Source organism: Curtobacterium sp. MCBA15_001 (genome assembly GCF_001864835.1).
In the GTDB taxonomy this organism is placed as follows: Bacteria; Actinomycetota; Actinomycetes; order Actinomycetales; family Microbacteriaceae; genus Curtobacterium.
This window is the reverse complement of record NZ_MJGI01000021.1, coordinates 142,349-166,423: the sequence shown is the minus strand read 5'-3', so window position 1 is coordinate 166,423 and position 24,075 is coordinate 142,349. Positions and strand designations below refer to the sequence as shown.

Sequence of the window (24,075 nt, the reverse complement as noted above, 5' to 3'; positions counted from 1 at the left end):
GCTACGCCGTGGGCCTGCGTGCTCAGGCGTGCCGGGCGCCCTTCCGCCGCGAGCCCTCGGCGCGGTCGTGCTGCCGCAGGCGCTCGGCCAGCGAGAGTCGGACGGTCGGCCACTCGGACGCCGTGATCGAGAACACCACGGTGTCGCGCAGGGTGCCGTCGCGCCCGATCGCGTGGTTCCGCAGCACCCCGTCCTGCTTCGCCCCGAGGCCGGCGATGGCGGTGCGGGACTGCAGGTTGTGCCAGTGCGTCCGGAACTCGACCGCGATGCACTGCCAGGCGTCGAACGCGTGGCCCAGGAGCAGCAGCTTGGCTTCGGTGTTGATGCCGCTGCGCTGCGCCGACCGCGCCAGGAACGTGGAGCCGATCTCGACCCGGCGGTTGTCCGTGTCGATGTTCATGAAGGTCGTCGCGCCCACGACCCGACCCGTCGGGCGGTCCCGCACCGCGAAGGGCACCATCCGGCCCGCCGACTGCTCGGCGAGACGACGGTCGACCTCGGCGTCGACCTGGCCCGGTGCCGGTACGGACGTGTACCAGGTGCGCCAGAGGTCCCCGTCCGCCACCGCCGCGCGCAGGTCGTCCGCGTGCTCGGCCGCGAGGGGCTCGAGCGTTACGCGGTCGCCGGTCAGGGTGGGTGCGGGGGCGATCTCCATGGGACTCGATCGTACTGGCGGCCCGTGGCCGATCCGCCCCCGGGCGGAACGCCTGTGGAAAGGGACAGGTCCTCCACAGCGGATATCGTGACGGCGTGCGCGAACGAGCTCAGCAGCAGTACCAGGTCCGCTTCGGGTGGGGTGCCCAGGCCGCCCGCCGCATCGCCGCGGGGGCGCACCTGGTCGTGTGGGTGGACGTCCTGCCGGAGGGCGCCGGGGTGGACCGCCGGACCGTCGGCCGCGTCGTGCCGGCGGGCCCCGCGGTGGTGCTCGGGCACCTGGCCAACGCGACGGCGGTCGCGGAACGGGTGACGGGCCTCCAGGCCGAGATCGGCGACCGGTGCGTCGTGGCGGTCGTGGCTGCCGGGACGCACCACGGACCGGCGCTCGACGACGTGGCCGAGGCCGCGGGCGAGTCGGCCGACGTCCCGGACGCGCCGGACCCCGCGGTGGAGGACCTGCTCGGCGCCGGCGCCGTCATCGACGCGTTGTCGGCCGTCGGGATCGACCACTGCTCGCCCGAGGCCGCTGCCGCCAGCGCGGCGTTCACCGGACTGCGCCGGGCCGTGAAGCACCTGGTGAGCGCCTCCGAGACGGCTCGCGAGCTCGGGCCCGAGCGGGTGCACGCGGCGCTCGCCGTCGGCCCGGAGCTCGTCGAGGTGCGCCCCGGGGAACACAGCGCCCGCGCGTAGCGTTCCCCTGGTCAGAGCCGCGGCTGAGCCGGCCGCGGGTCGCGAACGAGCGAAGGAGCACACCATGAAGGCAGTCGTCGGCGACACCGTCATCGCAGAGGCACCCCAGGACGACCTGATCCAGATCGAGGGGAACTGGTACTTCCCGCCGTCGAGCGTGAAGACCGAGCTCTTCACCGAGAGCGACACGCAGTACCACTGCCCGTGGAAGGGCGACACGCAGTACTACACGGTGAACGTCGACGGGCAGACGCTGCAGGACAACGCGTGGTCGTACCCGACGCCGATCCCGTCGTCGTTCGACCGCGTCGGCAAGGACTACAGCGGCTACGTGGCGTTCTGGAAGGGCGTCCGCGTCGTCGAGTAGACGGTGCGTGGTGCTGGCCGCTCACCCCGTGACGGTCAGCACCACCAGCGTCACGTTCAGCGCCACGATCACGGCGGCGATCACCCATGCGACCACCCGCGTGCCGGCCGCATTGACGTCGGCGCCCATCACGCTGCGCCGTGACGTGTAGGTCACCAGCGGGACGATCGCGAAGGCGATCCCGAAGCTCAGGACGACCTGGCTGAGGACCAGCAGCATCGTGGCGTCGACGCCCAGCGCCAGCAGCACGAGCGCCGGGACCAGCGTCACCATGCGCCGAACGAGCAGCGGCACCCGCACGTGCAGCAGGCCGTGCATGATCTCCGCGCCGGCCATGCAGCCCACCGAGGTCGAGGCCAGCCCGGACGCCAGCAGTCCCACCGCGAACAGCACGCCCACGACCGGCCCCACGTGCGTGGCGATCGCCGCCTGGGCCCCGGGGATCGAGTCCGTCCCCGGCACACCCGGCAGCGTCGCCGCGGCGAGCACCAGCATCGCGATGTTGACGCCGCCCGCCACGACGAGGGCGAGCGCCACGTCCCACCGCGTCATCACGAGCACCCGTCGGCGCTCGGGCCCGGCCGGGGTGTCCCCGTGGCGGTCCCGCGCCAGCGCCGAGTGCAGGTACACCGCGTGCGGCATCACCGTCGCGCCGAGCATCGAGGCCGCCAGCAGCACGGAGCCGGAGTCCTCGAACCGCGGCACCAGCCCGGACACCAGCTCGCCGGGGGAGACCTGTGCGAACAGCAGCCCCGCGCAGAAGCCGACGGTCAGGATCGCCAGCATCGCCGTGACGACGACCTCGAAGACCCGGGCACCGCGCCGGTTCTGCAGCACCAGGATCGCCATCGACACCACGCCCGTGATCACCCCACCGGCGACGAGGGGCAGACCGAACAGCAGGTGCAGGGCGAGCGCGCCGCCGATCACCTCGGCGATGTCGGTCGCCGCGGCCACGATCTCCGCCTGCGCCCAGAACAGCAGTCGGGGCGTGCGTCGCATCCGCATCCCGAGGAGCTCGGGCAGTGACTTCCCCGTGACCACCCCGAGCTTCGCGGACAGGTACTGCACGACGACGGCGCTGGCGTTCGCCGCCACGAGGACCCAGAGCAGCAGGTAGCCGTACTCCGCGCCGGCTGTCAGGTTCGCGGCGACGTTGCCGGGGTCCACGTAGGCGATGGCGGCGACGAACGCGGGGCCCATCAGCGTCAGGCCGGCGGCACGCTTCCGCGGGGCGTCACCCGTGGGGGATCGGCGTGCGGCGGCGGTGTCGGTCATGGGGACCAGCATGCCAGAGTGTTCGGCACGCCGAATCCAGGGATTCGGTACGGTGCGCAGCTGGTGGCGAAGCGTCGGACTGGAGGCTCGGTGCTGGTCCGTGTGGCCAGTACCGTTGGTCTGATGGCTGGGTAATGGAACATCAAGCGCTGGGGGGGCGAGTTCGAGCGGTCACGCACGGACAACGAGCGTCATCTGTAGAACTCTCGGTGGCCGGAGGGCGGCCGGCCCCTCACGGACCTCTCCACGGACCGCCAGTACTGGGTGCGCGGAAAGGACTACGTCAGTCTCTGCCATCCGGACCGCGATCTCGTGCTCGCGGAGGCGCAGGAGCGCATCCCGAACGGCTACAAGACCCTCATGTTGTACGAGAAGATCGCGGTGGCGCACCCGGACGGGACCGTGACCGAATGGAACGAGGCACCTGACGGCGACGCTCCGTTCCTCGGTCGTGCCGCCGGGTACGACCTCGAACCGCCGGCGCCGCACTTGCCTGGCGAGGCAGGCCACCCGGACTTCTGGAACGCGGATGCCTCAGGCCGAGCCGATGCGTTGGCCGCGGCTGTCCAGGTGGCGGCGGTCGTGGGACACGACATCCCGGTCGGTCGTGTGCGGGACGCGGTGTTCTGGCACTGACGCGTTGTTGCTGCGCGCTTCCGAACGAGCGAGGTCAGTACTCGATCTCGAAGCTCCGGATGGTCGCGATCTGACGACCGACGACGTGTGAGGTCTCGCGATCGAAGCCATCTGAGGCGACCGCTTCGAGTGCATCCTCCGTGTACGCGCGAAGACGGTCGGAGCCGTTCCACGCCGAGTACGGCTCCGCGAGCTCGACCTCGGCGCCTTCGACGCGAACCGTACCCGGTGCCGTTCGTTCCGACGCGACGTCATCAGCCGCGTTCGGTGCTCGGAACGCGAACACGAATGCGTCGTCGGTGTGCTCGGGCAGCGGCGACAGGGTCTGGATGAACCGGGGCAGGCGGTGGTCCCCGGCGACCGCGGCGTTCGTCGAGTCGATCGGACGCCACAATCCGTTGACCCGAGCGTAGGACCCGCGGGTGCACTGCGGCGGTCCCTGCTGCTCGACGGTCATCGTGTACGGCGTGACCGACCCGACGTCGTCGCGGGGCACTCAGAACGCGGTGCGGCCGCGGTACAGGTCGGTGAACGGGGCGTCGACGATGCGGCTTCCCCACGCTGCGAGCGGACTCGTCTCCGAGACGGTCGCCCAGAGCTGCTCGCCCTTGGACGCGAGGACATCGACGGGCTCGTTCTGGACGTACCCCAGCGCGCGCCCCCACTCCACCGCGCCGATGTGCTCGCCGCCGTCGGAACGCGTCCAGGCGACTTCGCGGAGGTCTTCGGACGGGTGCGGATCGAAGTCGGCGAGGCGCTCGCCGGTCACCGCGTACGGCCCGTACTCGCGAGACTCGTCCGCCCAGAACCGTCCGTCGCGGTCGTCGAGCGGCGGGACGCCGTAGGCGTCGAGCCATGAACTGTCGGAGCGCCGTCGATGGTGTGATGCGCTGGCAACGGGGGCGGCACCATCGTCCACGTGCTGCGGAGGTCCACCTCTGGCCGATCGGTCACAGCGCAGCCGCGACGGCAGCGAGGTGCGCGGAGCTGTTCGCTCGCTCTGGAGATCCGAGATCGATCGTGGCTGCGCGTTGCTCTCGGGCATGAGCCAGCCACTCCACGGCCGCGGATGCTGAGACGTCCTGGGCCTTGGCCTCACGCAGCTTGCGACGGCGGAACTCGACCTCTCGACGGCTGTCGCGGTCGTCGAAGACGTCGACCAACGTCTGGGCGATCTCAGGATGCGCCTCGACCTCGCCGCGAACGGCGCTGTCTGCTTGGTCCATCGTCAGAGGATGTCAGTTCCGGAGTCACGATCGTGCGTTCACGTTCCGGGCCATCCCGGGAGCTGCACTTGCTCGGTCCGTGCGGTGTCGAGGAGCGAGTACGGCAGGTCGGCTTCATAGACGCCGGCGTCGATCTTCGTCAACCCGAGCGCCTCCAGGATCTGGACGTTGTGCGTGAGGCTCGTGCCCTCCAAGACCGGACCGAGGTGGTCATCGCTTCGCTGCCCGGTCAGCCTGAACTCGATGCCGTCGAACTCCGCCCGGACATCGAGTTCGAAGTAGCTCTCCACCGCGTCGGTCGGGATCCGAGCTGCGCGCACACCGTGCTGCGGCGCGTCGAACACTGCAGGAGCCGCAGGATCGGTGGTGACGATCTCGACGGCGTCGTCCACCAAGTCCGCCATGTACACCTGACCAGCGACGCTCGCGAGCCCGCCCGTGTACCTGCTCAGGTCGCGCCCGTGTCGTGGCCGACTCTGCTCGAGGGCTTCGCGGAACTCCCAACCGCGGGCCGCGCCCCCGTATCGCGCGCGGAACTCGGGGTCGCCGCTGCCGGAGTACCGCCACAGCTCGCTCCCGACCGGCGGCCGATGTGTCGGCACCCAGTAGAGCGGGATCGCCGCGCCGTTCGCCTGCACGAACCCGGTGCCGTTGAACGGCGCGTGCTCGATGAACGCCCCGCCGTTGCGGTGCGCTTCGTCGGCGTTCCTCCCGCCGATCGCCCGCTCGATGTTGAGGTTGCTCTCTGCGGGGAATCTGACCACATCGAGATGGGTCGAGCCGTCGTGGAACGGACTCCCGGGGAACCGGAGGGCGTGGGCGTCGATGAGGCCAGGGATGTCCGTGATCCCGTCGAGGGCAGCCGCGGGTACCGCGTATCCGGCGATCCGCTCGTAGCTCGACCGGTAGATCGCGTCGGACATCGCCGGGGTGATGGCCTTCTGGACGACTGCACGCTCGGTCACGGGGCCCCCTCGGACTTCGTTCGGTTCGTCGACAAGCCTAGGAGGGTTCCGAGACGGCGTTCAACCACACGGGATGACGTGGTCACGGCGATCAGTGGGCGGCGAGCGCGTACGGCGCGAACCCGGTCGGCGCGATCGCTGGGGCAGCTGGATCGACCACGATCTGCTCGAGATCTGAGGGACGGATGTCCACGGTGCCGTTCCGATGAGTTCGCCACGGGAAACCGTCTGGAGCGGACCCAGGCAGTGTTTCCGCGGGTACCACCGCGACGACTGACCCCGCACGCCACGGCGCCAGGTACGAGCAGAGGGTCACCGCCCGACCGGCAACCGACCCGGTGGGAGAGAACCGGTGTCGTTGCTCGATGCGCGCGACCGCCACCACCGCGACGTCATCCGAGCGTTCCGCCGAAGACGGAACCCAGGGGAACGTCGGGTCCAGTGCGACCGAGTCTTCGCCCTCCGAGTCGACGGGGAACCAGAGTCCGTCGACCATGACCCAGACGCCCGCTGCGACGAACGGTGGACACGCCCCGAACCAGGCTTCGGTGGCAACGCGGTGCTCATCGCGACGAGTCGTGGAACTGCTGACCAGCGGGAGCCCTCCGAGGAGTTCGGCTCCGAGCTCCCGTAGTCCGGGATCGTCCTCGACAGTGTGCTCGATCCGGACGTGCGCGCGGAGGTCGGAGATCGTCACGGACGAGTCGTCGAGGTCAACGAGGAAGGTACCCGACTGCCGATCGATCGAAGCAGTGGGGAGTCGCGCAACGTCGGTCGAGCGCGCTGACCCGGTCGCGAAGACGACCCCGCTCTCCTGCTGGATCGTGACGCTGCAGCCATGAAGGGTACCCGCGACGGAGATCGAGGCGACCGACCGGTTCGCTGCGTCAGAGGGGACACCCCCCTCCACGCGGCACCAGACCGACGTACGGACTGCGTAGCCAGAATGCGGTGGAACACCGTTCACCGCAGCAACTCCCACGAGCCGTTTCCGGCATCGTCCCGGTGGAACCGGGCGACGACGAGGTCGTCTCCCGCGAGGGTTCGAAGCTTCAGTTCGGCCCCGTCGGAAAGACCGGGAAGGCCGGAAGGCATGTTCGCTGCGCGGCTCGCGCTCGATTCCACGCGGGCCGAGAACTCCCGGTTCGCGCGTCCCTCGATTCCAGCCCAGCCCTGCCCACGGTACGGGTTCGACAGGGGCGTGCCGTCCGGAGCCACCTGTGCAGTCTCGTTGCCGTGCGGGAACGGGAGGAGCGCTTCTTGCACCCGTTGGTCGAGGACACCCTGCGTGGGCGACTGTGCGTAGACCCGAGTGCTGGTGTACTCGTCCTCGACGACGTCCCGGCGCTCCGCGGTGGTCATCTCGTCCCAATCCGGATGATGGGATGCGATCTCCTGCGTCATCCGAAGCGGCTCGTCTTCCGACACGAGCTTCGCCGCTGCTTCGGGCGTGACTTCTTGGTCGAGGAGGAAGACAGGCTGTTCGGCGGAGCCCGTGTACGGGGTGCCGTCGTAGTTGAGTCCGAGCTCAGCACGGAACTCCGGAGCAGGGGTGAGTGTCGATGCCGACTCCCGCGCATGGAACCCGATCAGGACCTGGAGTTCTGGGTGCTTGGTGCCGGGGACGGCTCCGTAGGAGCCGTTGACGAGCGAATCGAAGCGATCGCCACCGAGGATCTTCTGCGCCTCGGCCGGGCCGATGACCTTCCGGATCTCTTCGCCGGAAAGGACGACACGATCCACGTCGTTGATCGCCGTGAGTCGATCGATCTCGCCCTGATCCAGGTCCGTCAGGTGGCGCGTGCGGAGATCGTCGCCAGACGGCCCCGTCGTCGTCTCGGCGCCGGACAGCCCGTCCGCCGTGGGCGCGGCAGTTTCGCCTCGATTCGACGGGCTGAGCTCCGGATCCACCGCTGCGTTCGATCGCATCGGCGTCCCGCTGTGCGCGATGGCAGGGTGGCCCGCTGCGACCGCCGTCGCGGCAGCAGCGCCCGAAGCGGTGGCGTGCTCCGGATCGCCGGTCGCATGGTCGGCACTCGTCTCGTCGACTGTCTGCGCTCCGGGCCGCTGCTCGCCGTCCACGCGCTCGGCGGGCGAGTCCGCCGACTCGTGGGTGGTGGACGTCGTGGTGTCGTGCGGAGCGTGCGTGGTGCCCGTGTGCGAGATGTGCGACTCGGTCACCGAGGCCGGTCCGTCGGTCGCGTCGCGGCCGTGGAGCGAGGCGGGCTGTTCGTGGGTCGCTGCGCTCGTGATCCTGGACTCGGCGGAGGTGATGTCCGCGTGGGACGGGGACTCCGCGTGCGAGACAGCGTCACGCACTTCGCCGCCGTTCACGTGCTCGGATGTGGTCGACAGCGTGTCCACGTGTTCGGACCCTTGGGGGGACGGCGTCGGGTCCGCAGCGGTGTCGTGCGGCACGGCGTCTCGCGAGGAGCCGACTGGACCGTCCGTGTGCGCAGGTGCTTCAGCGTGTGCGGGAGCGTCCGTGTGGGCAGGCGTCTCCGTGTGCGCGGGAGTGTCCGCGAGTGCAGCAGTCTCCGTTGGCGTGGGTGCCTCCGCGTGCGCTGGAGTCTCCGCGTGCGCCGGAGCATCCGCGTGCGTGGTCGGCTCCGAGTTGGTGGGCAGATCCGTGTGCCCGGGCCCCTCGGCGTGTCCTGCACCGACGTCGTGCGACGAGGCGTCGACGTGGTCCGCGTGCGTGACGCCGGTCTCGCCGCCGCCGTGCGCGGTGGTGGCCCCGCCGTGCCCCGCACCGGTGACGACCGGCGTCTGTGAACCGTCGACGTGCGGGCGTTCGCCGACGTGTGACGCCGACGCCGTCGGCGTGTGTGCTGCGCCCGAGACCACCGGGGCATCGGTGCGCGCGGTCGTGCCTGATGCGCCCGTGGCCGTGGCCGTGGCCGTGGCCGTGTGCGAGGTGCCCTCGGCATGCGCGGCGGTGACCGACCGCGGAGGCGCAGTGGTGTGCGCGGCGGCAGCGTGCGCCGAAGCCGTTGCGTCCGTCGTGGCCGCGGGGTCGACACCGGTCGCCAGGTCGTTCGGGGAGACGTCGAGGTCGACGTCCGTGCTGTGGACGCCGGTCGAGTCGTGTGTCCCGGTGCTGCCGTGTGCGTCCGACCCGGCGCTCGCGTGGGCGCCGCGCGCCTCGAAGCCGCCGTGGATGCCGTCCGCAGCACCACCGCCGACGGTGCCGAAGACGAGCGACCGGATGACGTTGAAGTCCTGCCCGTTGGTCTTGGCGGCCACGTAGTCACCCGCGACCCCCGACGCCGCACCGGTGGCGGCGCCGCGTCCCGTGGAGAGCACGACGTGCGTCGCGGTGGTCCGCGTCGCGGCGCCGGCGCCCGTGCGGCCGATGAGTCCCAGGCCACCGCCGATGCTGCCACCGACCGCACCGCCGAGCAGCGCGCCGGTCCAGCCGTCGGTGAAGGACTTGCCCTCGACGAGGGTGTTGCTGAACCCCTGCGAGATGACGCCGGTGGTCATCCCCTTGAAGGTCTCGCCGGCGATCTTGGCGAACTTCGAGCCGCGGCCGACCGCCTGGAAGAGGCGGACGCCGTTCTCGATCGCCGCACGCGGGATGCGCGACAGGCCGATCAGCCGGTTGATGACCTCGGCGATGCGCACCACGAAGCGCATGACCGTCGCGGACGTCGCGGCGGCGCCGACGACGGCGGATGCCCCGAAGGTGAAGAAGCTCAGCGCGATGCTGACACCGACCTCGACACCGACGGCGATCGCCAGCTCCTTGACGATGTCCATGATCTCGTTGCGGGCGTCGACGGTCTGCTGGATGAGACCGTGGAGCGCCGTGATCGCCTCGTCCGAGGCCTCGCCCATGGACTTGACGACCTTCGCGATCGAGTCGCGGGCGCCGCTCATCGCCGCCCACTGCGGGATCTCCGAGGCGGCGGCGACCGCGAGGCCCGCGGTGATGCTGCCGTGCACGGTCGTCAGCTGGTCGCGGTACGCCTCCCACGCGCTGACCGCGGTGCCCATCTTGTCCGTGTCCGCGAGCGGCAGGTGGAGGCCCATCGAGGCGAGCGCCTCTTCGACCCAGCCCTGGAACTCGCCGAGGGCGCCGGGCCAGCCCTCGCCCATCGCGGTGGGGACCGACGTGGGGAGGCTGATGTCGTGTGTCGGGACCGAGATGCCGCCGTCGCTGTCCTGGAACGCGCCCGCGAGCTCGGCACGCTTGTACGCTGCGCCCGTGGCGCCCATGATCGAGTCGAAGGCGGCCAGGGTCTGGGCGACACCCTCGCTGGCTTCGCCCGCCTGCGAGGCGATCGAGTCGTAGGAGTCGATCCACTCCTTCGACGCCTCGTCGGGTCCGGCCATGCCGCCGGACGACGACAGGACCGAGTGCAGTGAGCGCCACGCCGTCGCGAGGTCGTGCGAGGCCGTGGCCATGTCGTTGCCGTCGCGGGCGATGCCGAAGGCGTCGAGGCGGACGTTCGTCATGCGGTGGGATCCCCTTGTCCGTGGCCGCGGGTCACGCGAGCTGTGCCTGGAAGTCGTTCCAGGCGGTGTCGAGCGCGTCGATGGTCTGCTGGTACGCCTGGAGCACGAGCGTCGCGTGCTGGGTGAGCCCCTCGGCGGCGGTCCCGAGTGTGGTCGCCTGGGCGGACCACTGCTGGAAGGTCGCCTGGAACGACGTCATCGCGGCGCCTTGCCACTCGGCCGGCAGTACGGCTGCGAACGACTGCGCGCCCTGCTGAAGCAGGAGGCAGTACTCGTGGAGCTGCGTCATCGACTGCACGAGCTGGGTGAGGGTGGCGATGTCCGCCTGCTGCTCACTCATCGGTGCCAGCCGAGTCCGTGGGGGCAGCGACGACCCGACGCGCCGTCTTCGCTCGGTCGTCGACGCCGTTGCCGCCGGTCACACCACCCGCGCTGATGACCGTCCCGCTCGCGGCTGCGGGTGCCGTCGTCTCCCCGGCCGCACCGTCGATCCTGCGGACGGGGACGACGTGCTTGTTCTCGAGGAAGTTGCCGGAGAGACCGGTCTCGTTGAGCTCGTAGGACGCGCCCGCCTGGCGGAGGCGCTCGGCGAGGTCGCGGAGTGTGGCCGCGAGTGCCGCAGATCCGGCCTGGAAGTCGGTCCAGGAGCGCTGGAACGTCGCAGCGTCCTCGCCCTTCCAGATCACGTCGACGACGCTCTGCACGTGCGAGTTCGTCGAGCCGACCTGCGACTCGAACGTCGTGACGACGGACTGCAACGTCTGTGCCACCTGACCGAGTGTCTCGGTCCTGACTCTGTACTGCGCCATTGGTACCCCCGCGGATCGGCCGGCTCCGGTGATCGACGCCGTGGTCGATCGGTGCTGCTGGAGGGCCCGGAGCGCTCGGCTCCGGGCCGACGGATCAGCGGAACGTGCCGGAGATCGAGTTCTCGGACTCCTCGTACGACAGGGCTGCGCGCGAGAGCAGCTGGCTGATGCCCGCGAGGGACTCCTTCAGCTGCACGGCCGACTGGTCCCACTGCTGGTACAGGTCCTGGAACGAGCCGGACGCTGCGCCCGACCAGTCGCCGCCGACGAGACCGTCGACGAGGGACTTGAGGTTCTGCAGCTGCGACTCGATCGACTGCGAGCCGGACTGCAGCTGGTTCGAGACGCCCGAGAGCGATTCGGAAGTGACGCGGATGTCCGCCATGGTTCCCTCCAAGAAACACTGGTGTGTCCTGGGGTCGATCCGTTGACCTACCCCCCGGTCGGTCCGACCGCTGTTCGGGCGTCGGACCGGGCAGCAGCATGGTCGTTGCTGCGTGCTGCAACGAAGGCTACTCAGAACTGTGGCGATCCGTCGACTTTCCATGTCGACGCATCGACCAACTCACCAGCCGGGATGCCCCGTGCAGGCCTTCCCGAGCAGGTCGACGCCGTGCTCGGGATGCGTGACCGCAGCCCACAGCGCCGGCCCGTCGCGGTGCTCGAGCGCGCGGTCGACCTCGGCGAAGAAGACGGGTGCTGATGCGGTCCACCGGGCCAGGCCCGCGTCGACCGACAACGCCGTGGCGTCGCTCGTCACGGCACGGAGCCGCTCCACCGTCTGGGACACCGGGAGGAACCCGTCCGCGCCCTGAGCGCCGATCGCGGCCGCGACCACGTCCATGACCGGCCCGCGGAACCTGCTGCAGAGCTCGGCAGTGGCGTCGTCGGACATCCCGGTCACTTCGCTTCCGGTCGGCCGTCGAAGACCGCGATGCCGGAGTTGGTCCGGAAGAACTCGCCCTGCTCGAGCATGTTCGCCGTCCTCGAGGCCGGCAGCCCTCGAGCAGCAGCGAAGGCGCGGAGGGTGTGGTCGAGCAGGTCGGCGTCCGCATCGGTGTAGTACGAGTCGCCGACGAGCTGGACCGCGCCGAAGTCGGGCGCACCGGAGCGGGCCCAGAGCTTGACCCATCGGCGGTAGCGCGGCGGATCGACGCGCTGGCGGAGCGCGGGGCCGTCAGCGACGGCGATCGTCAGGTAGTGGTCGGCAGAGCCGACCGACTGCGTCCAGCGCTCGGCGACCCCTCGGACGCCGCGAGACCGGGCGTACCGGTCGGCGCGGTCCTGATCCACCACGGTGAAGACGGCGACGATCTCCTGCCACGACACCGTGCCGAGGACCGGGACGTCCACTCCGGCGTCCGACACGGTGATCCCGCGCGCGGTGTCGCCGAGCGTCTGGGCCATCCGGTTGCGGCGGAAGCGCAGCACGGAGAGGAAGTAGAAGGCGGCCACGAGCGTCAGGCCGTGCGCGACGATGATGGGGCCGAGCAGTCCGAGCACGCTCGTCACGACTTCTGCGGCGACGACCACGACGACGGTGCCGACGAGTGTCGCCCGCTCACGTCGCACGACTGCGGCGTACCGCTCCGGATCCGGCGTGATCGTCACGGGCCGCGGACCCGCCGGTACGTCAGGCATCATCGACACGTCGCCCCTCGTCGTCTGTCGGCCCGGCGCCGCCCGCCGGGTTCCCGCAGCAGCCTAGTGCCGGAACGGGTTGCCGAGGACGTCCGCTGGCTTCGGGGGAACGACCCCGTCGTCGGTGACGCCGCTCAGCATGCTGGCGTCGTGGGTGAAGTCCGACGCGCCGAGGGACTCCACCGCGTGGATGCCGCGGGCCTCGGCCTGGACCAGCACGGCGGCCGTGATCTTCCTGGTGTCGTCATGGGACAGGACGGTGTCGAGGTCGAGGACGTACTGCGCGAACGCCGGCCCGTTCGCGTTCGTGAAGGTCTCGAAACCCTTCGCCCATCGTCGGTCGGTGACCTGTGACCGCAGGGCCGGGGCGTCCTCGAGCAGGAACCACAGGTGCCGCGTGGCCTTGCCGTTGCCGGCCGCCCACACCTCAGCCGTCCCGGCGACGGTCCGTTGCCCGCGCTTCTGCTCCAGCCGTGCCGACTCGTCGACGGCGAAGACCGCACGCACCGAGGTCCAGTCGATGACCGGCACGAGAGGGGTGTGCAGCCCGCTGTTCGACACGCCGAGCAGGAGACCGGGCGCTCCGCCCGCAGGGCGGAGCAAGGCCAGCCGACGTCGGAGCAGCACGAGCGCCAGGGTCCCGCCGACGACGAAGAGCAGCATGCCGAGGATGATGGGGCCGACTCGGCCCCAGAGCAGCACGAGCGCGAGCACGACGACGACGAACACGATGAGCACGATCGCGTCGCGGAGGTTCCTGCGTTCGATGGTCCGGAACCGGTCGGCGTCGTGGTGCACGTCGAAACGGCCCTCCTGCGCGAAGAACTGCTGCCAGCTCTGCCGGGTGGCGTCGTCGAGGACGGTCACCGGACCCGCGCCCCCACCGACCCGAACCACAGCTCGTCCCCCGGCACCAGTTCCACGGGCAGTCCCTCCGGGCACCGGTCCTCGCGGTCGCCGCGCCGCAGCACGGTCCCGTTGCCCGATCCCCGGTCGACCACGCGCAGCCCGGATGGCCCGAAGACGACGGCGGCGTGCACCCGAGACGTCGACCGGTCCGGGTCGTCCAACGCGAACGCCGCAGCTCCCTCTGCAGCCGCGATGTCCTCCGGCCTCCGGCCGAGCAGCACGGTGCCCTCCCGCACCACCAGGGTCTGCCCGGTGGTGAAGACGAGCTGCGGCAGACCGGGTGCGGCGAGGGCCGGGGCAGCCGCGATCCGAGCCTCCTGGCCGTCCGCGAGGAAGGACGGACGGACGGGCGCAGGAGCGGCAGGCGCGGCGCCGGGCGGCGGCGGGACCGACGCCGACGGTTGCGGCGGCACGTCCGACGTGTCGCTCACCGGGGCGGGGGTCGACCGCCGACCGCCGGTCGCGAGCTGGCCGCAGGACAGGCAGAACATGCTGTTCGGACGGAGCTCGGCCCCGCAGTACGAGCACCGTGCAGCCATGGACCAAGCCTACGGGAGGCTCGGATCGCCGGGCACGGAGGCTGCGGTCCGTCAGGCGGCCGGGTCCGGCACCTGCACCTGCGTCCACTCGCCGCGACGGTGGATCGCGCCGCCACCGGCGGGCTGTCGCCCGACCATCCACTTCGGCACCTTCTGTCCGAACAGCTGGGTCCCCTGCAGAGCGCTCGACGGCGAGAGGACCATGCCCTCCTGTGTCCGTCGCACTTCGCCGTAGGGTCCGCTGAAGGTCTTCGCAGCGGCGTCGGGGTTGGTCGCGACGACGAACACGAAGCGCGCACGGTCGCCCATCAGGGAGTTCTCGAGCGGGGTGTTCGACACGAGTTCGGCGTCGTCGATGAGCACGGTGATGCGCTCGACGGGGTCCTCGAAGCGGCCGAGCGCCGGGGCGAGGTCCATGAAGCCCATCGGGTCGGTCAGGAGCGGCACGTCGGCCTCGCGCGCCCAGCGCTGGAAGACGGAGGGCTTCGTGGCCACGGCGATGACGGGCTCGCCGGCCCACACGAGCTGGTGCGCGAGCGCGGTGAGCGCGGTCGAGCGGCCGGTGCCGCGCTCGCCGACGACCTGGAAGCCGCCGGCGGCCGGCCAGTCGAGCGTGATCCGGGCGAGCTCGTCGCCGCCGACACCGATGGTGGGGCCGTCGAGGGGGTGCCCGGTCGCGACCGGCAGGTCCTGCGCCTGGGCGAGGGACATCCGGGACGGCAGCGCGTCGACGCGGAAGGGGACCTGCGTGGGCTCGTCGGCCGTCGAGGACCAGCGGTCGACCGCGGTCGAGACGGCGCCACGCAGGGCGGCGGCCTGGGCTTCGGCGCCGGCGTCCTGCCCGAGGACGGCGAGCTGGGCCTCGCGGACGGTCGCACCGAAGAACACCCGGCCGGCCGGGACGGCCTCGGGCAGCTCGCGGACCATGACACCGGCGCCGCGGTAGTCGTTCACGTCGCGCATCGGCAGCACGTACTGGTCGCTGATGAACCCGGCGATGCGGTCGGCGGCGACGGTCTTGTCTCCGGTGACGACGACGCGGATGCCGGCGGCGGGGCCCTCGCGGAGGATCCGGGTCATCTGCTCGCGGATGGGCAGCAGGTCCTCGGGCTGCATCGAGCTCGTGGCACGGTCCCACCCGTCCACGGCGACGACGACGTACGGCAGCCGGTCGGCCGCGGCGGCGCTCCGGCGCTGGTCGACGATGGTGCCGACGGCGGCCTGGGAGAGCACCCCCTGGCGGCGGGCGAGCTCCTCGACCAACCGGTCCATGAGCCGCGGGAGCCGCGCGGGTTCGAGCGGGGTGACGACGGCGCCGGTGTGCGGCGCCTGCGCGAGGGGGAGCATCCCGCCGTTGCCGTGGTCGATCACGTAGAGGTGCAGGTCGGACGGGCTCATCCGCTCGACGGCCTGTGCCAGGACGGTGCGGAGCGCGGTGGTCCGGCCGGACAGCGCCCCGCCGAGGAACATCAGGTGCGTGCCCGACTCCAGGTCCCAGGTCAGCGGCCGCTGGGTCTGCTGGCCGGGGACGTCCTCGATGCCGAGTGTGATCGTCGTCGGCGCCCCCGCACCGCCGGCCACCTGCGTCAGGGGCAGCAGCGACGGCAGCGGCACCAGCCACGGCGAGGAGTTCTTCGGGATGCCGAGCGACTCGGTCGCCCGGGTGACGACGTCGACCAGCGCGCGGAGGTCGGTGTCGTCGTGGTCCACGGGCGCTGCCGCATGCCGACGGACGGGGAAGCGCGGGGCGTACCCGACGCCCTCCCAGTCCACGGGGGCGATCTTCGGCAGCTGCCGCTGCACGCGCTGCACGCCCTGGCGGATGCCGGCGACGCGGGCGGTCTGGAACCCGCGGGGCATCGCGCCGAGGCCCGCCCGCACGAAGCCACGGCCGGGGGTCGTCTGGCTGATGAGCGCCGCCTCGGGCGAGCCGAGCACGTCGGTGGAGTCGGCGCGGTCGGTGACGCGCAGGGCCACGCGGAGGTTGATGTTCGACTGCATCTCGGGCGTGATCACACCGGAGGGCCGCTGCGTCGCGAGGACGAGGTGCACGCCGAGGGACCGGCCGACGCGGGCGATGCGCACGAGGCCGTCGATGAAGTCCGGGTGCTCGGTCTTCAGCTCGGCGAACTCGTCGATGACGATCATCAGGCGGGCGAGCCCGTTCCGGGCAGCGGCGTCGGGGTCCTTCGACCACGCGGCGTCGACGTCCTTCACGCCGAGCTCCGGCAGCCGGAGCACGGTCTCGCGGCGCTTCAGCTCGGCGTCGAGCGAGGTCAGCGCGCGCTCGGTCTCGCGCGCGTCGAGGTTCGTCACCATGCCGACGGTGTGCGGCAGGCGCGAGCAGTCCGCGAACGCCGACGCGCCCTTGTAGTCGACGAGCACGAAGTTGAGCGCGTCCGGCCGGTTCGCCATCGCGAGCGAGACGACGAGCGCCTGCAGGAACTCCGACTTGCCGGAGCCCGTCGTGCCCGCGACGAGCGCGTGCGGCCCGTCGGCGGCGATGTCGACCGCGAACTCGCCGTCCGCGCCGGCGCCGACGACGACGTGTGTCCGTCGTGGTGAGCGCTGCCAGCGAGCGACGATCGGTGCCGGGTCGTCGAGGTCGACGCCGAGCAGGTCGACGTACCGGACGCTCGTGGGCAGCATGCCCTCGTCGCCGACGCCGGAGACGTGGCGGATCGAGCACAGGCTGCGCGCGATCCGCTCGGCGGTGGGGACGGACAGCCCGTCGAGGAGCACGGACGCGTGGTACTCGGCGTCGGACTCGAGCCGCGCGAGCGAGCGGTCGTCCGGATCGACCGCGACGACCGTGCGGGACTCCTCGGGCAGGCGTGCACGGTCGCTGTCGATCGCGACGACGTGTACGCCGACGAGGGAGCCCTGCTCGAGCACCTGCACCATGCCGGGCAGCGTGCGGTACTCGCGGGCACCGTCGACGACGAGCACCACGTCGGAGTCGAAGTCCCGGGCGCTGACGGCGGAACCCGCTCGCGAGCGGGTCTGCACGAGCGCGGCGAGCTCGCGGACGCGCTCCCGCCGTGCGTCGTCGGTGTTGCCGATGAGCGCGAAGGCGCCGTCCTCGGCCTGTTGCGTGTGGGGGAGCCACTGCGTCCACTCCCACCGGCTCGCGTCCTCGTCCCCGCAGACCACGACGATGCGGGTGTCCCGCGGGGAACGGAGGGTGGCGACCGCGGCGAGCATCGAGCGGACGAGCGCGCGGGTGACGTCGCCGGGGCCCGCGACGCCGACGACCCCGGCGGACAGGTCGACGTCGACCGGAGCGGGCGCGACACCGACGTGGTGCGGCGAGGCGTTCCTGGCCTTCCCGCCCTGGAAGTTCGCCTGCAGGGGGACCTCGGCGACGCCGACGCGGACGTGGAGGGCATCAGCGTCGCGCTTCCGCCGCTCCCAGAGCCGGGCGAGCGGCCGGGTGGCGATGTCCCGGACCACCACCGGATCGACGCTCCGGTACCAGGCGTCGAGGCGCTGCTCGCGGACGAGCTGCGCGATGCGGACCCGGGTGTCGGCGATGTCCTGTCGCCACTCCTCGAACGTCTTCACGCCCTTCTTCTTCGCCCGCGAGCGCTGGGTCAGGAAGGTGCCGACGACCATCACGGGTGAGGCCGCGGCCATCATGAGCATGATCGGCCGCGCGAACACGAAGGCCATCGTCACGCCGAGCACCACCGGGATCACCGCGGACAACCACGGCATCGGGGTCTTGTCGACGTCGTCCGGCTGGTCACCGGGCAGCACCACCGTCGGCGGGGTCGCCGGCGGCATGATCCGCGAGCTCCGGTTGAAGCCGCGCATGCCGACCTCGTCCGGGGCCAGGTCGGCATCCGCCCAGGGCTCGATCCCGATCCGGAAGACCGAACTGCCGATCTGCACCACGTCGGCCGGCACCACGTCGGCCGTCCCCGTGACGGCCTGCCCGTTCACCACGACGCCCTCGGCACCGTCCATCACGCTGAGCACGGCGCGCAGCGGCCCCGGGAGCGCCGGGGTCGTCAGTCCGTCGGGCGAACCGTGGTCGAGCGCGATCGTCGCGTGGTGCGGGCGCAGGAACGGGTCCGCGACGCACAGCTCCATCGCGCCGGAGCTCCCGATGCGCAGGGGACCGTCGAGCGGCAGCGGCACGGTCTCCCCGGAGAACGGCCCGCCGACGACCTCGAGGCGCGCTCGCCCGGACGGCAGCTCGCTCGGTGCCCGTGCCGGCAGCGTCGAACCGTTCAGGATGCCCGCGGCACCGAGCGACGTCGCCGGGTCCGTCCCGGGGGCGATCGACGCCGGGTCCACCCCGAGGCCGGCCGCCACCTCGGCGACGCTCGTGACGTCGGTCGCGTCGACCACGAAGGTCGTGTCCTGCAGGCTGAGCCGGAGCGTCATCTGGTTCCGTTCGTGATGCGGTCGAGCGGTGCGGTGAGCGGGGTGAGGAGTCCGGTGGACGCGCCGACCGCGGCGTCGTCGTCCTCGGACGACAGGGTGCGGACCACGCTGTCCGCGGTCCGTCCGCCGGCGTCGGCCTGGAGGCCCGTGGCCGGGTACCGCACGCCGCGGTCGTCGTCCGTCGGCACCGTCCCGACCGCGGTGGCGGCCGTCCGCGTGCCGTCGCGCGGGAGCACGGTCACGGTACCGGTCGCCTGGTCGCCCGAGGCGGTGCGGACGTGGAAGGAGAACTGGTCGGCGGCGGTCATCGTGCCGGCGTCGTCCGGCCGGTAGGTCGCCGTCCCGTCGTCGGTGCAGGTGACCGTGCCCGTGACGGGGCTGCCGCACCCGTCGACCACCGCGGCTCCCGCCGTGGTGTCGACCAGGTCGTGCAGGTCGATCGTCAGGGAGCCGTCGGCACCGAGCCGACGCACGACGTCGTCCGTCGCGACGCCGGACCTCCCCGGAGTGACGAACACGGCCTTGACCGTCGCCGCGCCGGAGTGCCCCTGGTCGTCCGTCGCGCGGAGACGGACGGTCGCGGTGCCCGGTCGTTCCTCCGGCCCGCGGACCAGCAGACCGGTGCTCGTCACCGTGGCGACGAACCCGGCGGGCTTCGTGGACACGACGGTCATCCGAGGCCCTGCCGCGCAGCCGTCGCAGCGGACGCCGAGGTCCGACCACGGGATCGACGCGGTGGTCCCCGCGACGAAGGGCCAGTCGTAGGTCTGCCCGTCGAGGCTCGGAGCGGTCGGCGGTGCCAGCGACACGAGGTAGGTGACGTCGAGGTCGAACGACGCCGACCGCAGCGGCACGGTCATCGTCACGGTGCCGAAGTCCCGGCGCCAGCCCTGGGACGTCAGCGACAGCGCGTCGCTCGAGCAGGCCATCGTGACGCCCGTCGGCACGTTCACCCGGCCGCAGTCCGCCACGCTCCAGCCGTCGCCGAGCGGCACGTCGACCTCGCCCGTGTAGGGCACGGCGACCCGCACCGGGTCGGAGGGCGCGCCCGCCCCGCCGGTCGAGCCGACCGACTGCGCACCGCTCGCCGCTCGGGCGACCTGCGCCGGGCCTCCCGTCAGGGCCAGCGCTGCGACGGCGACCAGCGCCACCACGGCGAGCGCACCGGACGCGAGCACGGCACGCAGCCGCCCTCGTCCCACCGTCGTCGCACGCCCCCGGAGCACGCCCTCATGATAGGCGGCGGACGGCACGGGCCGGCGGCGTCCGTATGCTTGCGGTGTCCAGCGTGCGCGTCGTCGACGGCACTGCCGACACCGTTCCGGGGGAGGAGCCCGTGTGACCGATCCGCGTCCAGTCGTCCCACCGGTCCCCGTCGTGCCCTCGGCGCCCTCGGCCGACCACGACCGCTCCGACGCTCCCGGCGGCGCACGGCTCGGGTGGGACCCGGGTCAGCCGGCGCTCTACGAACAGTGGGGCGTGGCGAGCCCGACGCCGAAGCGCGCGATGGGGTCGGACATCGGCGTCCTGCCCGAGCTGGAACGCACCGAGACCACCCGTCGGCCGCTCTGGCGACACCCGGCGTTCATCGTCTCCGCCGCGCTCGCACTCGTCGCCGTGGTCGTCGGCGCCGTGCTCGTCGTCCACGCCGTCACCGCCGAGGGCCCGCCCGCGCCGCGCGACCTCGCGCTGCAGTCCGGGTCCGGCAACGTGCGGGTGTCCTGGCAGGGGGACGACGTCGCGTGGTCGGTGTTCGTCGTCGAACCCGGCACGAAGCCCGTCGACGTCTCACGGCTGGTGCGCGGCACCGAGGTCTGGATCCCGCGGTCCGCAGGCCTGTACGACGCCGACTCGTGCTTCGTCGTCCGTGCCGCCGAGGACAACCAGGGCCGGAGCGTGCCGACGGACGCCGCAGCGCGGTCCGACCAGGGCGCCGGTCAGGTGTGCCTGGGCGATGCGGGCTGAGGGGCTGCGCCGCTCGCTCCTGACGGGTGTGGCGGCCGCCGGGCTGGTCGCGGCGCTCGCCGGGTGTTCCGGCGCCGCGCCGACGGACGTCGCGGTGACGCCGACGGCCACCGGCTTCGGGGGACAGGTCCCGGTGAGCGGGGCCCAGAACGGCATCGAGACCGTCGACGGCAGGACAGCGCTCGACGACGTCCTCGCGGCGATGCGGTCGGAACCGGTCGTGGTCACGGGCACGGTGACCGAGCTCGTCCCAGACCCCGCCGCAGCACCCGGTGCTGGCGACACCGTGCCCGGGCGGACGGTCCGGATCGACTGGCGCGGTACGCCCACGGACTCGCGGCTCCAGCTGACGGTCGGCGACGTCACGGTCGACGCCCGCCGTCGAGCGGATGACGTCTGGGTGACCGGGAACGCCGCGTTCGTCGCCCGGTCCGGGTTGGCGCAGGCAGCACGCGGCCGGGTGTGCGTCGCGGCGACCTCGGCCGCGATCCGCGACCTCGCGCCCTTCACCGAGCCGGACGACCTGCTCCGGAGCCTGCTCGGCACGGGGTCCGACGTCACGCTGCATCCCGGGGCCGTGACCGGCTCGGGGAGCGCGTCACGCGTGCAGATCGTCGTCGCGGACGGCTCGTCGCCGGTCGGGACGCTCGAGGTCTCCGCCGTGGGGGCACCCGTGCCGTACGCGTTCCGGGCGTCCGACAGCACCGGCACGGTCGACCTGACCTTCACCGACTGGGGGAAGGCGCAGGAGCTCGGCGAACCGGACCGCGTCGTGTCCCCCTGCTGACGCCCGCTCAGGCCGCCGCGCGTCGGGCCCGGTGCGCCCGCACCTTCGCCCGGTTGCCGCAGCGCTGCATCGCGCACCACCGTCGCGTCCCGCCGCGGGACGAGTCGTAGAACACCAGGCCGCAGTCCGGCGCCGAGCACCGGCTCAGGCGCGCGGGACGGCCGTCGGCCTCGGCGTCGTCGAACCCGACCTCGCTGAACAGCGCGACGGCGTCACGCGCCACGCTTGAGAGTGCCTGTGCGAGCCGGACGCGGTTGGCTCCGGCCCGACGGCGTCCACCCGGGAGGCTCGGGGGCACGTCCGGCAGGGCGGCGAACAGGTTGACGGTGTCGATGTCGTCGGGCGCGGGGCGCGTGCGCCCCGTCCCGGCACGCAGACCGGCAGCGACTGCGGACCGTTCCGCCGCGGTCGACGCGGGCGCCGGCGCCGCGGCCGTCGCGAGTCGGCCGATCGCGGCCCGGAGGGCGCGAGCGTCCTGCAGTTCACGGGCACTCGCCCCGACGTCGATCGGTTCGGTGTGCAGGCTCAACCACTCGTCGAGGTCGGGCGGGGTCATCAGCAGTTCGCCGAGGTGCGCACGGGGGCGTCGGCGGTCGGGGTCGTCGGCGAAGCCGCCCGTGTGCGCGAAGTCCAGGGCGATCCGGCCGGCGTCGAAGAACCACGACGATCCCGAGTCCGTGCGGATGTGCTGCCCCGTCTGCATCGGGCAAGGCTAGCGGTTCGGTGCGGTCCTCGAAGGGCTGGTCACACGTCGGCCATCGCGGTCGCGGGACGCCGGTGCCAGGTGATCCGGTTCCGCTCGTCGAAGCGGCGGGAGCACTTCGCGCACGCCAGGGGACGCGTCGGGGTGCGGTACCGGAAGTGCTCGTGGCCGGCCGGGCACGACCCGACCCACGGCGCGAGCTCGCTGGCGATCGGCCCGTCGTGCAGGCGGGAGCCGGTGTAGCCGATCCCGGCCGCGGTCCGTCGCCACGCCGGTCCGTGTCCGGCGCGGGCACCGCTCAGCGCGTGCGCGATCTCGTGCAGCAGCACCTGGTCCACGTCCGCGTCCGTGAAGCGCGACGCCAGGTGCCGGCTCACCGTGATCCGTCGCCGGGCGAAGTCGCACTGTCCCGCCCGGGTCTTCGCGTGGTCGAACGCGAAGGTCCAGCCGCCGTCGCCGAGGTGCGCGCGCATGAGCTCCTCGGCCCGGACACGGACGACGTCGAGCGCCGTCACTGCTCGCGGTCGGAGGGACGCCTGCGGTCGGTGAGCTTGCCCCACAGCGTGTCGTCCTCGGTCCGTGCAGCGTCCGGTGCGCCGAGCACCCGTCGGCGGACCGGCGGGACCTGTTGCACGGGTTCGGCGAACCGGGTCTCCGGATCAGTGTCGCGGCGCATCGCGGCTTCACGCGCCGTGCGCGGACGGTCGGTGCCCTCGGCGCGGTCCGCGTCGGTGCGCGGTGCTCCGGAGCCGGGTGCTTCGGTGCGTGCTCCGTCGGCCCGAGGACGCTCGGGTTCGACGAGCGGGCTCGCGATCGACGCCCGCATGGCTGCCTCGACCGCGGAGCGCAGTGCCTCGGTGCGTTCGGCAGGGGCGCCGGCGGTCCGGAAGGCCTCGTACGAGCGCCCGAGGACCTGGCGCGCCTCTTCGAAGCGGTTCAGCTCGAAGAGCGACCAGCCCTCGATCTCGGCCGCGGCGCCCTCGAGCTCCGGCCACTCCTCGGTGGTCGCGGTGTCCCGGGCCAGGGCGGACTCGGTCGCCGCACGCTCGTGCCGGCCGAGGTCGTGCAGGACGTGCGCACGGCGGATGCGGGCGGCGACCTTGTCCGACCGCTCACCCGTGAACATCGTCAGGCGGAAGACCTCTTCCGCGACGACCAGGGCCTCGTCGAGTCGGCCGAGCAGCCGGAGCAGCTCGGCACGCTCGGCCAGCGCCTCGGTCGAACGACTCTGGCCGAGGTCGCGCAGCCGGTCCTGCACCGCCTGCACGTCCACGGCGGGACGCAGGCTGATCGGCGCGAAGCGGCTGCCGGGGCTGGCACCGGCGTCCGTCGGAGCCGCATGGCGCGGCTCCCGGGCGCGGTCGTCGCGGTCGGGGTTCTGACGGTCGTCGGGCGGCAGGGACATCAGGGTCGAGGGTATCCGCGCTCAGCCGCGAGGGAGCAGTGCCACACGCCGGTCATCGTCGCCTCGGTTCAGGAGCCCGCGCCGGACAGTGCGACCGCGACGCCGATGTAGACCGAGAACGCAACGATCGCGGCGACGACGGCGAGGATCACCGCGAAGATGCCGAGCCCTCGGCCACGCTTCGTGGCGATGGCCACGATGCCCTGAACGATGGCCCACAGGCCGAAGAGGGTGCCGACGCCCATCAGCACAGAGCCGATGGTGAGCTGCGACCGCGTCGCAGGGTCGTTCATGAGGTCGCCCTGCAGCTGCTGCGGGTCGGCGGTCGTGGTGGAGCCGTCGAGGACCCCGCGGAAGACGCCGCTGGTGCCCAGGACGTTGCCGAGCACGTACCCACCGATGACCCCGACGACGAGGGCGATGAACGCGACGACCAGGGCGATGCGGCCGACCGTCTTCTTCTTCGGCCGGACGTCGTCGTGCGTCTGCCACGCCGGAGCCCCTGCCCACGACCCGGCGCCCGCGTGCGGCTGCTGTCCGTACTGCTGCTGGGGCTGTCCCCACTGCGGCTGCTGCCCGTACTGCTGCTGGCCCGGCTGTTCGCCGTACCGCGGCTGCTCACCCTGCTGTTCGCCGTACTGCGGT

At 72.2% G+C, this 24,075-nt stretch carries 26 protein-coding genes; 5 read left to right on the top strand and 21 right to left on the bottom strand.

What is annotated here, in order from left to right:
- Positions 1-22: 22 nt before the first annotated feature.
- Positions 23-655 carry a GNAT family N-acetyltransferase gene (locus BIU90_RS07240; RefSeq protein ID WP_071299547.1) on the bottom strand — a complete coding sequence of 211 codons (633 nt, stop codon included), beginning with the start codon at positions 653-655 and terminating at the stop codon, positions 23-25.
- Between the two features lie 95 nt (positions 656-750).
- Here BIU90_RS07240 and BIU90_RS07235 point away from each other — a divergent pair, with 95 nt between their 5' ends.
- Together BIU90_RS07235 and BIU90_RS07230 are read left to right on the top strand one after the other, a co-directional pair.
- Positions 751-1,347 carry a hypothetical protein gene (locus BIU90_RS07235; protein ID WP_071299546.1) on the top strand — a complete coding sequence of 199 codons (597 nt, stop codon included), beginning with the start codon at positions 751-753 and terminating at the stop codon, positions 1,345-1,347.
- A gap of 64 nt (positions 1,348-1,411) precedes the next feature.
- Positions 1,412-1,714 carry a DUF427 domain-containing protein gene (locus BIU90_RS07230; protein WP_071299545.1) on the top strand — a complete coding sequence of 101 codons (303 nt, stop codon included), beginning with the start codon at positions 1,412-1,414 and terminating at the stop codon, positions 1,712-1,714.
- Between the two features lie 21 nt (positions 1,715-1,735).
- On the opposite strand, the gene BIU90_RS07225 is transcribed toward BIU90_RS07230, so the two are convergent.
- Entirely contained in the window at positions 1,736-2,992 is a 1,257-nt protein-coding gene (locus BIU90_RS07225; RefSeq protein WP_071299778.1) for an Nramp family divalent metal transporter, read from the bottom strand.
- A gap of 312 nt (positions 2,993-3,304) precedes the next feature.
- Here BIU90_RS07225 and BIU90_RS07220 point away from each other — a divergent pair, with 312 nt between their 5' ends.
- On the top strand, positions 3,305-3,628 hold the full coding sequence (locus tag BIU90_RS07220) for a hypothetical protein (protein ID WP_071299544.1): 324 nt from the start codon (positions 3,305-3,307) through the stop codon (positions 3,626-3,628).
- Between the two features lie 34 nt (positions 3,629-3,662).
- Here BIU90_RS07220 and BIU90_RS07215 read toward each other — a convergent pair whose 3' ends face one another.
- The 15 genes from BIU90_RS07215 to BIU90_RS07145 form a co-directional block, all read right to left on the bottom strand.
- Positions 3,663-4,124 (bottom strand): hypothetical protein, encoded by a 462-nt coding sequence (locus tag BIU90_RS07215; RefSeq protein ID WP_071299543.1) that lies wholly within the window; start codon positions 4,122-4,124, stop codon positions 3,663-3,665.
- Complete coding sequence (locus BIU90_RS07210; RefSeq protein WP_071299542.1) at positions 4,125-4,547, bottom strand: hypothetical protein; 423 nt, start codon at positions 4,545-4,547, stop codon at positions 4,125-4,127.
- A gap of 31 nt (positions 4,548-4,578) precedes the next feature.
- Positions 4,579-4,854 (bottom strand): hypothetical protein, encoded by a 276-nt coding sequence (locus BIU90_RS07205; RefSeq protein ID WP_071299541.1) that lies wholly within the window; start codon positions 4,852-4,854, stop codon positions 4,579-4,581.
- A 38-nt stretch (positions 4,855-4,892) separates the two neighbouring features.
- On the bottom strand, positions 4,893-5,819 hold the full coding sequence (locus BIU90_RS07200) for a hypothetical protein (protein ID WP_071299540.1): 927 nt from the start codon (positions 5,817-5,819) through the stop codon (positions 4,893-4,895).
- 91 nt (positions 5,820-5,910) lie between these two features.
- Positions 5,911-6,801, bottom strand: a complete 891-nt coding sequence (locus tag BIU90_RS07195; RefSeq protein WP_139195157.1) for a hypothetical protein — start codon at positions 6,799-6,801, stop codon at positions 5,911-5,913.
- A complete protein-coding gene (locus BIU90_RS07190; RefSeq protein ID WP_071299538.1) occupies positions 6,783-10,280 on the bottom strand; it encodes a hypothetical protein in 3,498 nt (1,165 codons plus the stop codon). The genes BIU90_RS07195 and BIU90_RS07190 overlap by 19 nt, the downstream gene beginning before the upstream one ends.
- A 31-nt stretch (positions 10,281-10,311) precedes the next feature.
- Positions 10,312-10,620, bottom strand: a complete 309-nt coding sequence (locus BIU90_RS07185; protein ID WP_071299537.1) for a hypothetical protein — start codon at positions 10,618-10,620, stop codon at positions 10,312-10,314.
- Positions 10,613-11,089 (bottom strand): WXG100 family type VII secretion target, encoded by a 477-nt coding sequence (locus tag BIU90_RS07180; protein ID WP_083403775.1) that lies wholly within the window; start codon positions 11,087-11,089, stop codon positions 10,613-10,615. Before BIU90_RS07180 ends, BIU90_RS07185 begins: the two co-directional genes overlap by 8 nt.
- 94 nt (positions 11,090-11,183) lie before the next feature.
- The gene (locus BIU90_RS18645; RefSeq protein WP_071299535.1) at positions 11,184-11,474 is read right to left on the bottom strand and encodes a WXG100 family type VII secretion target; all 291 of its coding nucleotides are present in this window, start codon (positions 11,472-11,474) and stop codon (positions 11,184-11,186) included.
- Positions 11,475-11,654: 180 nt separating this feature from the next.
- Positions 11,655-11,984 carry a hypothetical protein gene (locus tag BIU90_RS07170; protein ID WP_139195156.1) on the bottom strand — a complete coding sequence of 110 codons (330 nt, stop codon included), beginning with the start codon at positions 11,982-11,984 and terminating at the stop codon, positions 11,655-11,657.
- Between the two features lie 5 nt (positions 11,985-11,989).
- Positions 11,990-12,661, bottom strand: a complete 672-nt coding sequence (locus BIU90_RS07165; RefSeq protein WP_139195155.1) for a hypothetical protein — start codon at positions 12,659-12,661, stop codon at positions 11,990-11,992.
- A 132-nt stretch (positions 12,662-12,793) separates the two neighbouring features.
- Positions 12,794-13,597, bottom strand: a complete 804-nt coding sequence (locus tag BIU90_RS07160) for a hypothetical protein (protein WP_071299532.1) — start codon at positions 13,595-13,597, stop codon at positions 12,794-12,796.
- Positions 13,594-14,178: a zinc-ribbon domain-containing protein gene (locus BIU90_RS07155; protein WP_071299531.1), complete on the bottom strand. Its 585-nt coding sequence runs from the start codon at positions 14,176-14,178 to the stop codon at positions 13,594-13,596. The genes BIU90_RS07160 and BIU90_RS07155 overlap by 4 nt, the downstream gene beginning before the upstream one ends.
- Before the next feature lie 51 nt (positions 14,179-14,229).
- Positions 14,230-18,570 carry an FtsK/SpoIIIE domain-containing protein gene (locus tag BIU90_RS07150; protein ID WP_071299530.1) on the bottom strand — a complete coding sequence of 1,447 codons (4,341 nt, stop codon included), beginning with the start codon at positions 18,568-18,570 and terminating at the stop codon, positions 14,230-14,232.
- The gene (locus tag BIU90_RS07145; protein ID WP_139195154.1) at positions 18,567-19,796 is read right to left on the bottom strand and encodes a hypothetical protein; all 1,230 of its coding nucleotides are present in this window, start codon (positions 19,794-19,796) and stop codon (positions 18,567-18,569) included. Before BIU90_RS07145 ends, BIU90_RS07150 begins: the two co-directional genes overlap by 4 nt.
- A gap of 112 nt (positions 19,797-19,908) precedes the next feature.
- Between BIU90_RS07145 and BIU90_RS07140 the strand changes: the two genes are divergently transcribed.
- A complete protein-coding gene (locus tag BIU90_RS07140; protein ID WP_139195153.1) occupies positions 19,909-20,535 on the top strand; it encodes a hypothetical protein in 627 nt (208 codons plus the stop codon).
- Positions 20,525-21,322, top strand: a complete 798-nt coding sequence (locus BIU90_RS07135) for a hypothetical protein (RefSeq protein ID WP_071299527.1) — start codon at positions 20,525-20,527, stop codon at positions 21,320-21,322. Before BIU90_RS07140 ends, BIU90_RS07135 begins: the two co-directional genes overlap by 11 nt.
- Before the next feature lie 7 nt (positions 21,323-21,329).
- Here BIU90_RS07135 and BIU90_RS07130 read toward each other — a convergent pair whose 3' ends face one another.
- The 4 genes from BIU90_RS07130 to BIU90_RS18640 all read right to left on the bottom strand — a co-directional run.
- The gene (locus BIU90_RS07130) at positions 21,330-22,025 is read right to left on the bottom strand and encodes a CGNR zinc finger domain-containing protein (RefSeq protein ID WP_071299526.1); all 696 of its coding nucleotides are present in this window, start codon (positions 22,023-22,025) and stop codon (positions 21,330-21,332) included.
- 41 nt (positions 22,026-22,066) lie between these two features.
- Positions 22,067-22,540 carry a SprT-like domain-containing protein gene (locus BIU90_RS07125; RefSeq protein WP_139195152.1) on the bottom strand — a complete coding sequence of 158 codons (474 nt, stop codon included), beginning with the start codon at positions 22,538-22,540 and terminating at the stop codon, positions 22,067-22,069.
- Positions 22,537-23,430: a hypothetical protein gene (locus BIU90_RS07120; RefSeq protein ID WP_071299525.1), complete on the bottom strand. Its 894-nt coding sequence runs from the start codon at positions 23,428-23,430 to the stop codon at positions 22,537-22,539. Before BIU90_RS07120 ends, BIU90_RS07125 begins: the two co-directional genes overlap by 4 nt.
- 68 nt (positions 23,431-23,498) lie before the next feature.
- Positions 23,499-24,075, bottom strand: a 577-nt coding sequence (locus tag BIU90_RS18640) for a hypothetical protein (protein WP_175470154.1), incomplete at its 5' end; no start/stop codon positions are given.

Bases quoted from the DNA above. Each gene is read 5' to 3' on its own strand.
- BIU90_RS07240 (WP_071299547.1), bottom strand. From the start codon at position 655: ATGGAGATCGCCCCCGCACCCACCCTGACCGGCGACCGCGTAACGCTC.
- BIU90_RS07230 (WP_071299545.1), top strand. From the start codon at position 1,412: ATGAAGGCAGTCGTCGGCGACACCGTCATCGCAGAGGCACCCCAGGAC.
- BIU90_RS07225 (WP_071299778.1), bottom strand. From the start codon at position 2,992: ATGACCGACACCGCCGCCGCACGCCGATCCCCCACGGGTGACGCCCCG.
- BIU90_RS07205 (WP_071299541.1), bottom strand. From the start codon at position 4,854: ATGGACCAAGCAGACAGCGCCGTTCGCGGCGAGGTCGAGGCGCATCCT.
- BIU90_RS07190 (WP_071299538.1), bottom strand. From the start codon at position 10,280: ATGACGAACGTCCGCCTCGACGCCTTCGGCATCGCCCGCGACGGCAAC.
- BIU90_RS07185 (WP_071299537.1), bottom strand. From the start codon at position 10,620: ATGAGTGAGCAGCAGGCGGACATCGCCACCCTCACCCAGCTCGTGCAG.
- BIU90_RS07180 (WP_083403775.1), bottom strand. From the start codon at position 11,089: ATGGCGCAGTACAGAGTCAGGACCGAGACACTCGGTCAGGTGGCACAG.
- BIU90_RS18645 (WP_071299535.1), bottom strand. From the start codon at position 11,474: ATGGCGGACATCCGCGTCACTTCCGAATCGCTCTCGGGCGTCTCGAAC.
- BIU90_RS07170 (WP_139195156.1), bottom strand. From the start codon at position 11,984: ATGTCCGACGACGCCACTGCCGAGCTCTGCAGCAGGTTCCGCGGGCCG.
- BIU90_RS07155 (WP_071299531.1), bottom strand. From the start codon at position 14,178: ATGGCTGCACGGTGCTCGTACTGCGGGGCCGAGCTCCGTCCGAACAGC.
- BIU90_RS07150 (WP_071299530.1), bottom strand. From the start codon at position 18,570: ATGACGCTCCGGCTCAGCCTGCAGGACACGACCTTCGTGGTCGACGCG.
- BIU90_RS07135 (WP_071299527.1), top strand. From the start codon at position 20,525: ATGCGGGCTGAGGGGCTGCGCCGCTCGCTCCTGACGGGTGTGGCGGCC.
- BIU90_RS07130 (WP_071299526.1), bottom strand. From the start codon at position 22,025: ATGCAGACGGGGCAGCACATCCGCACGGACTCGGGATCGTCGTGGTTC.
- BIU90_RS07120 (WP_071299525.1), bottom strand. From the start codon at position 23,430: ATGTCCCTGCCGCCCGACGACCGTCAGAACCCCGACCGCGACGACCGC.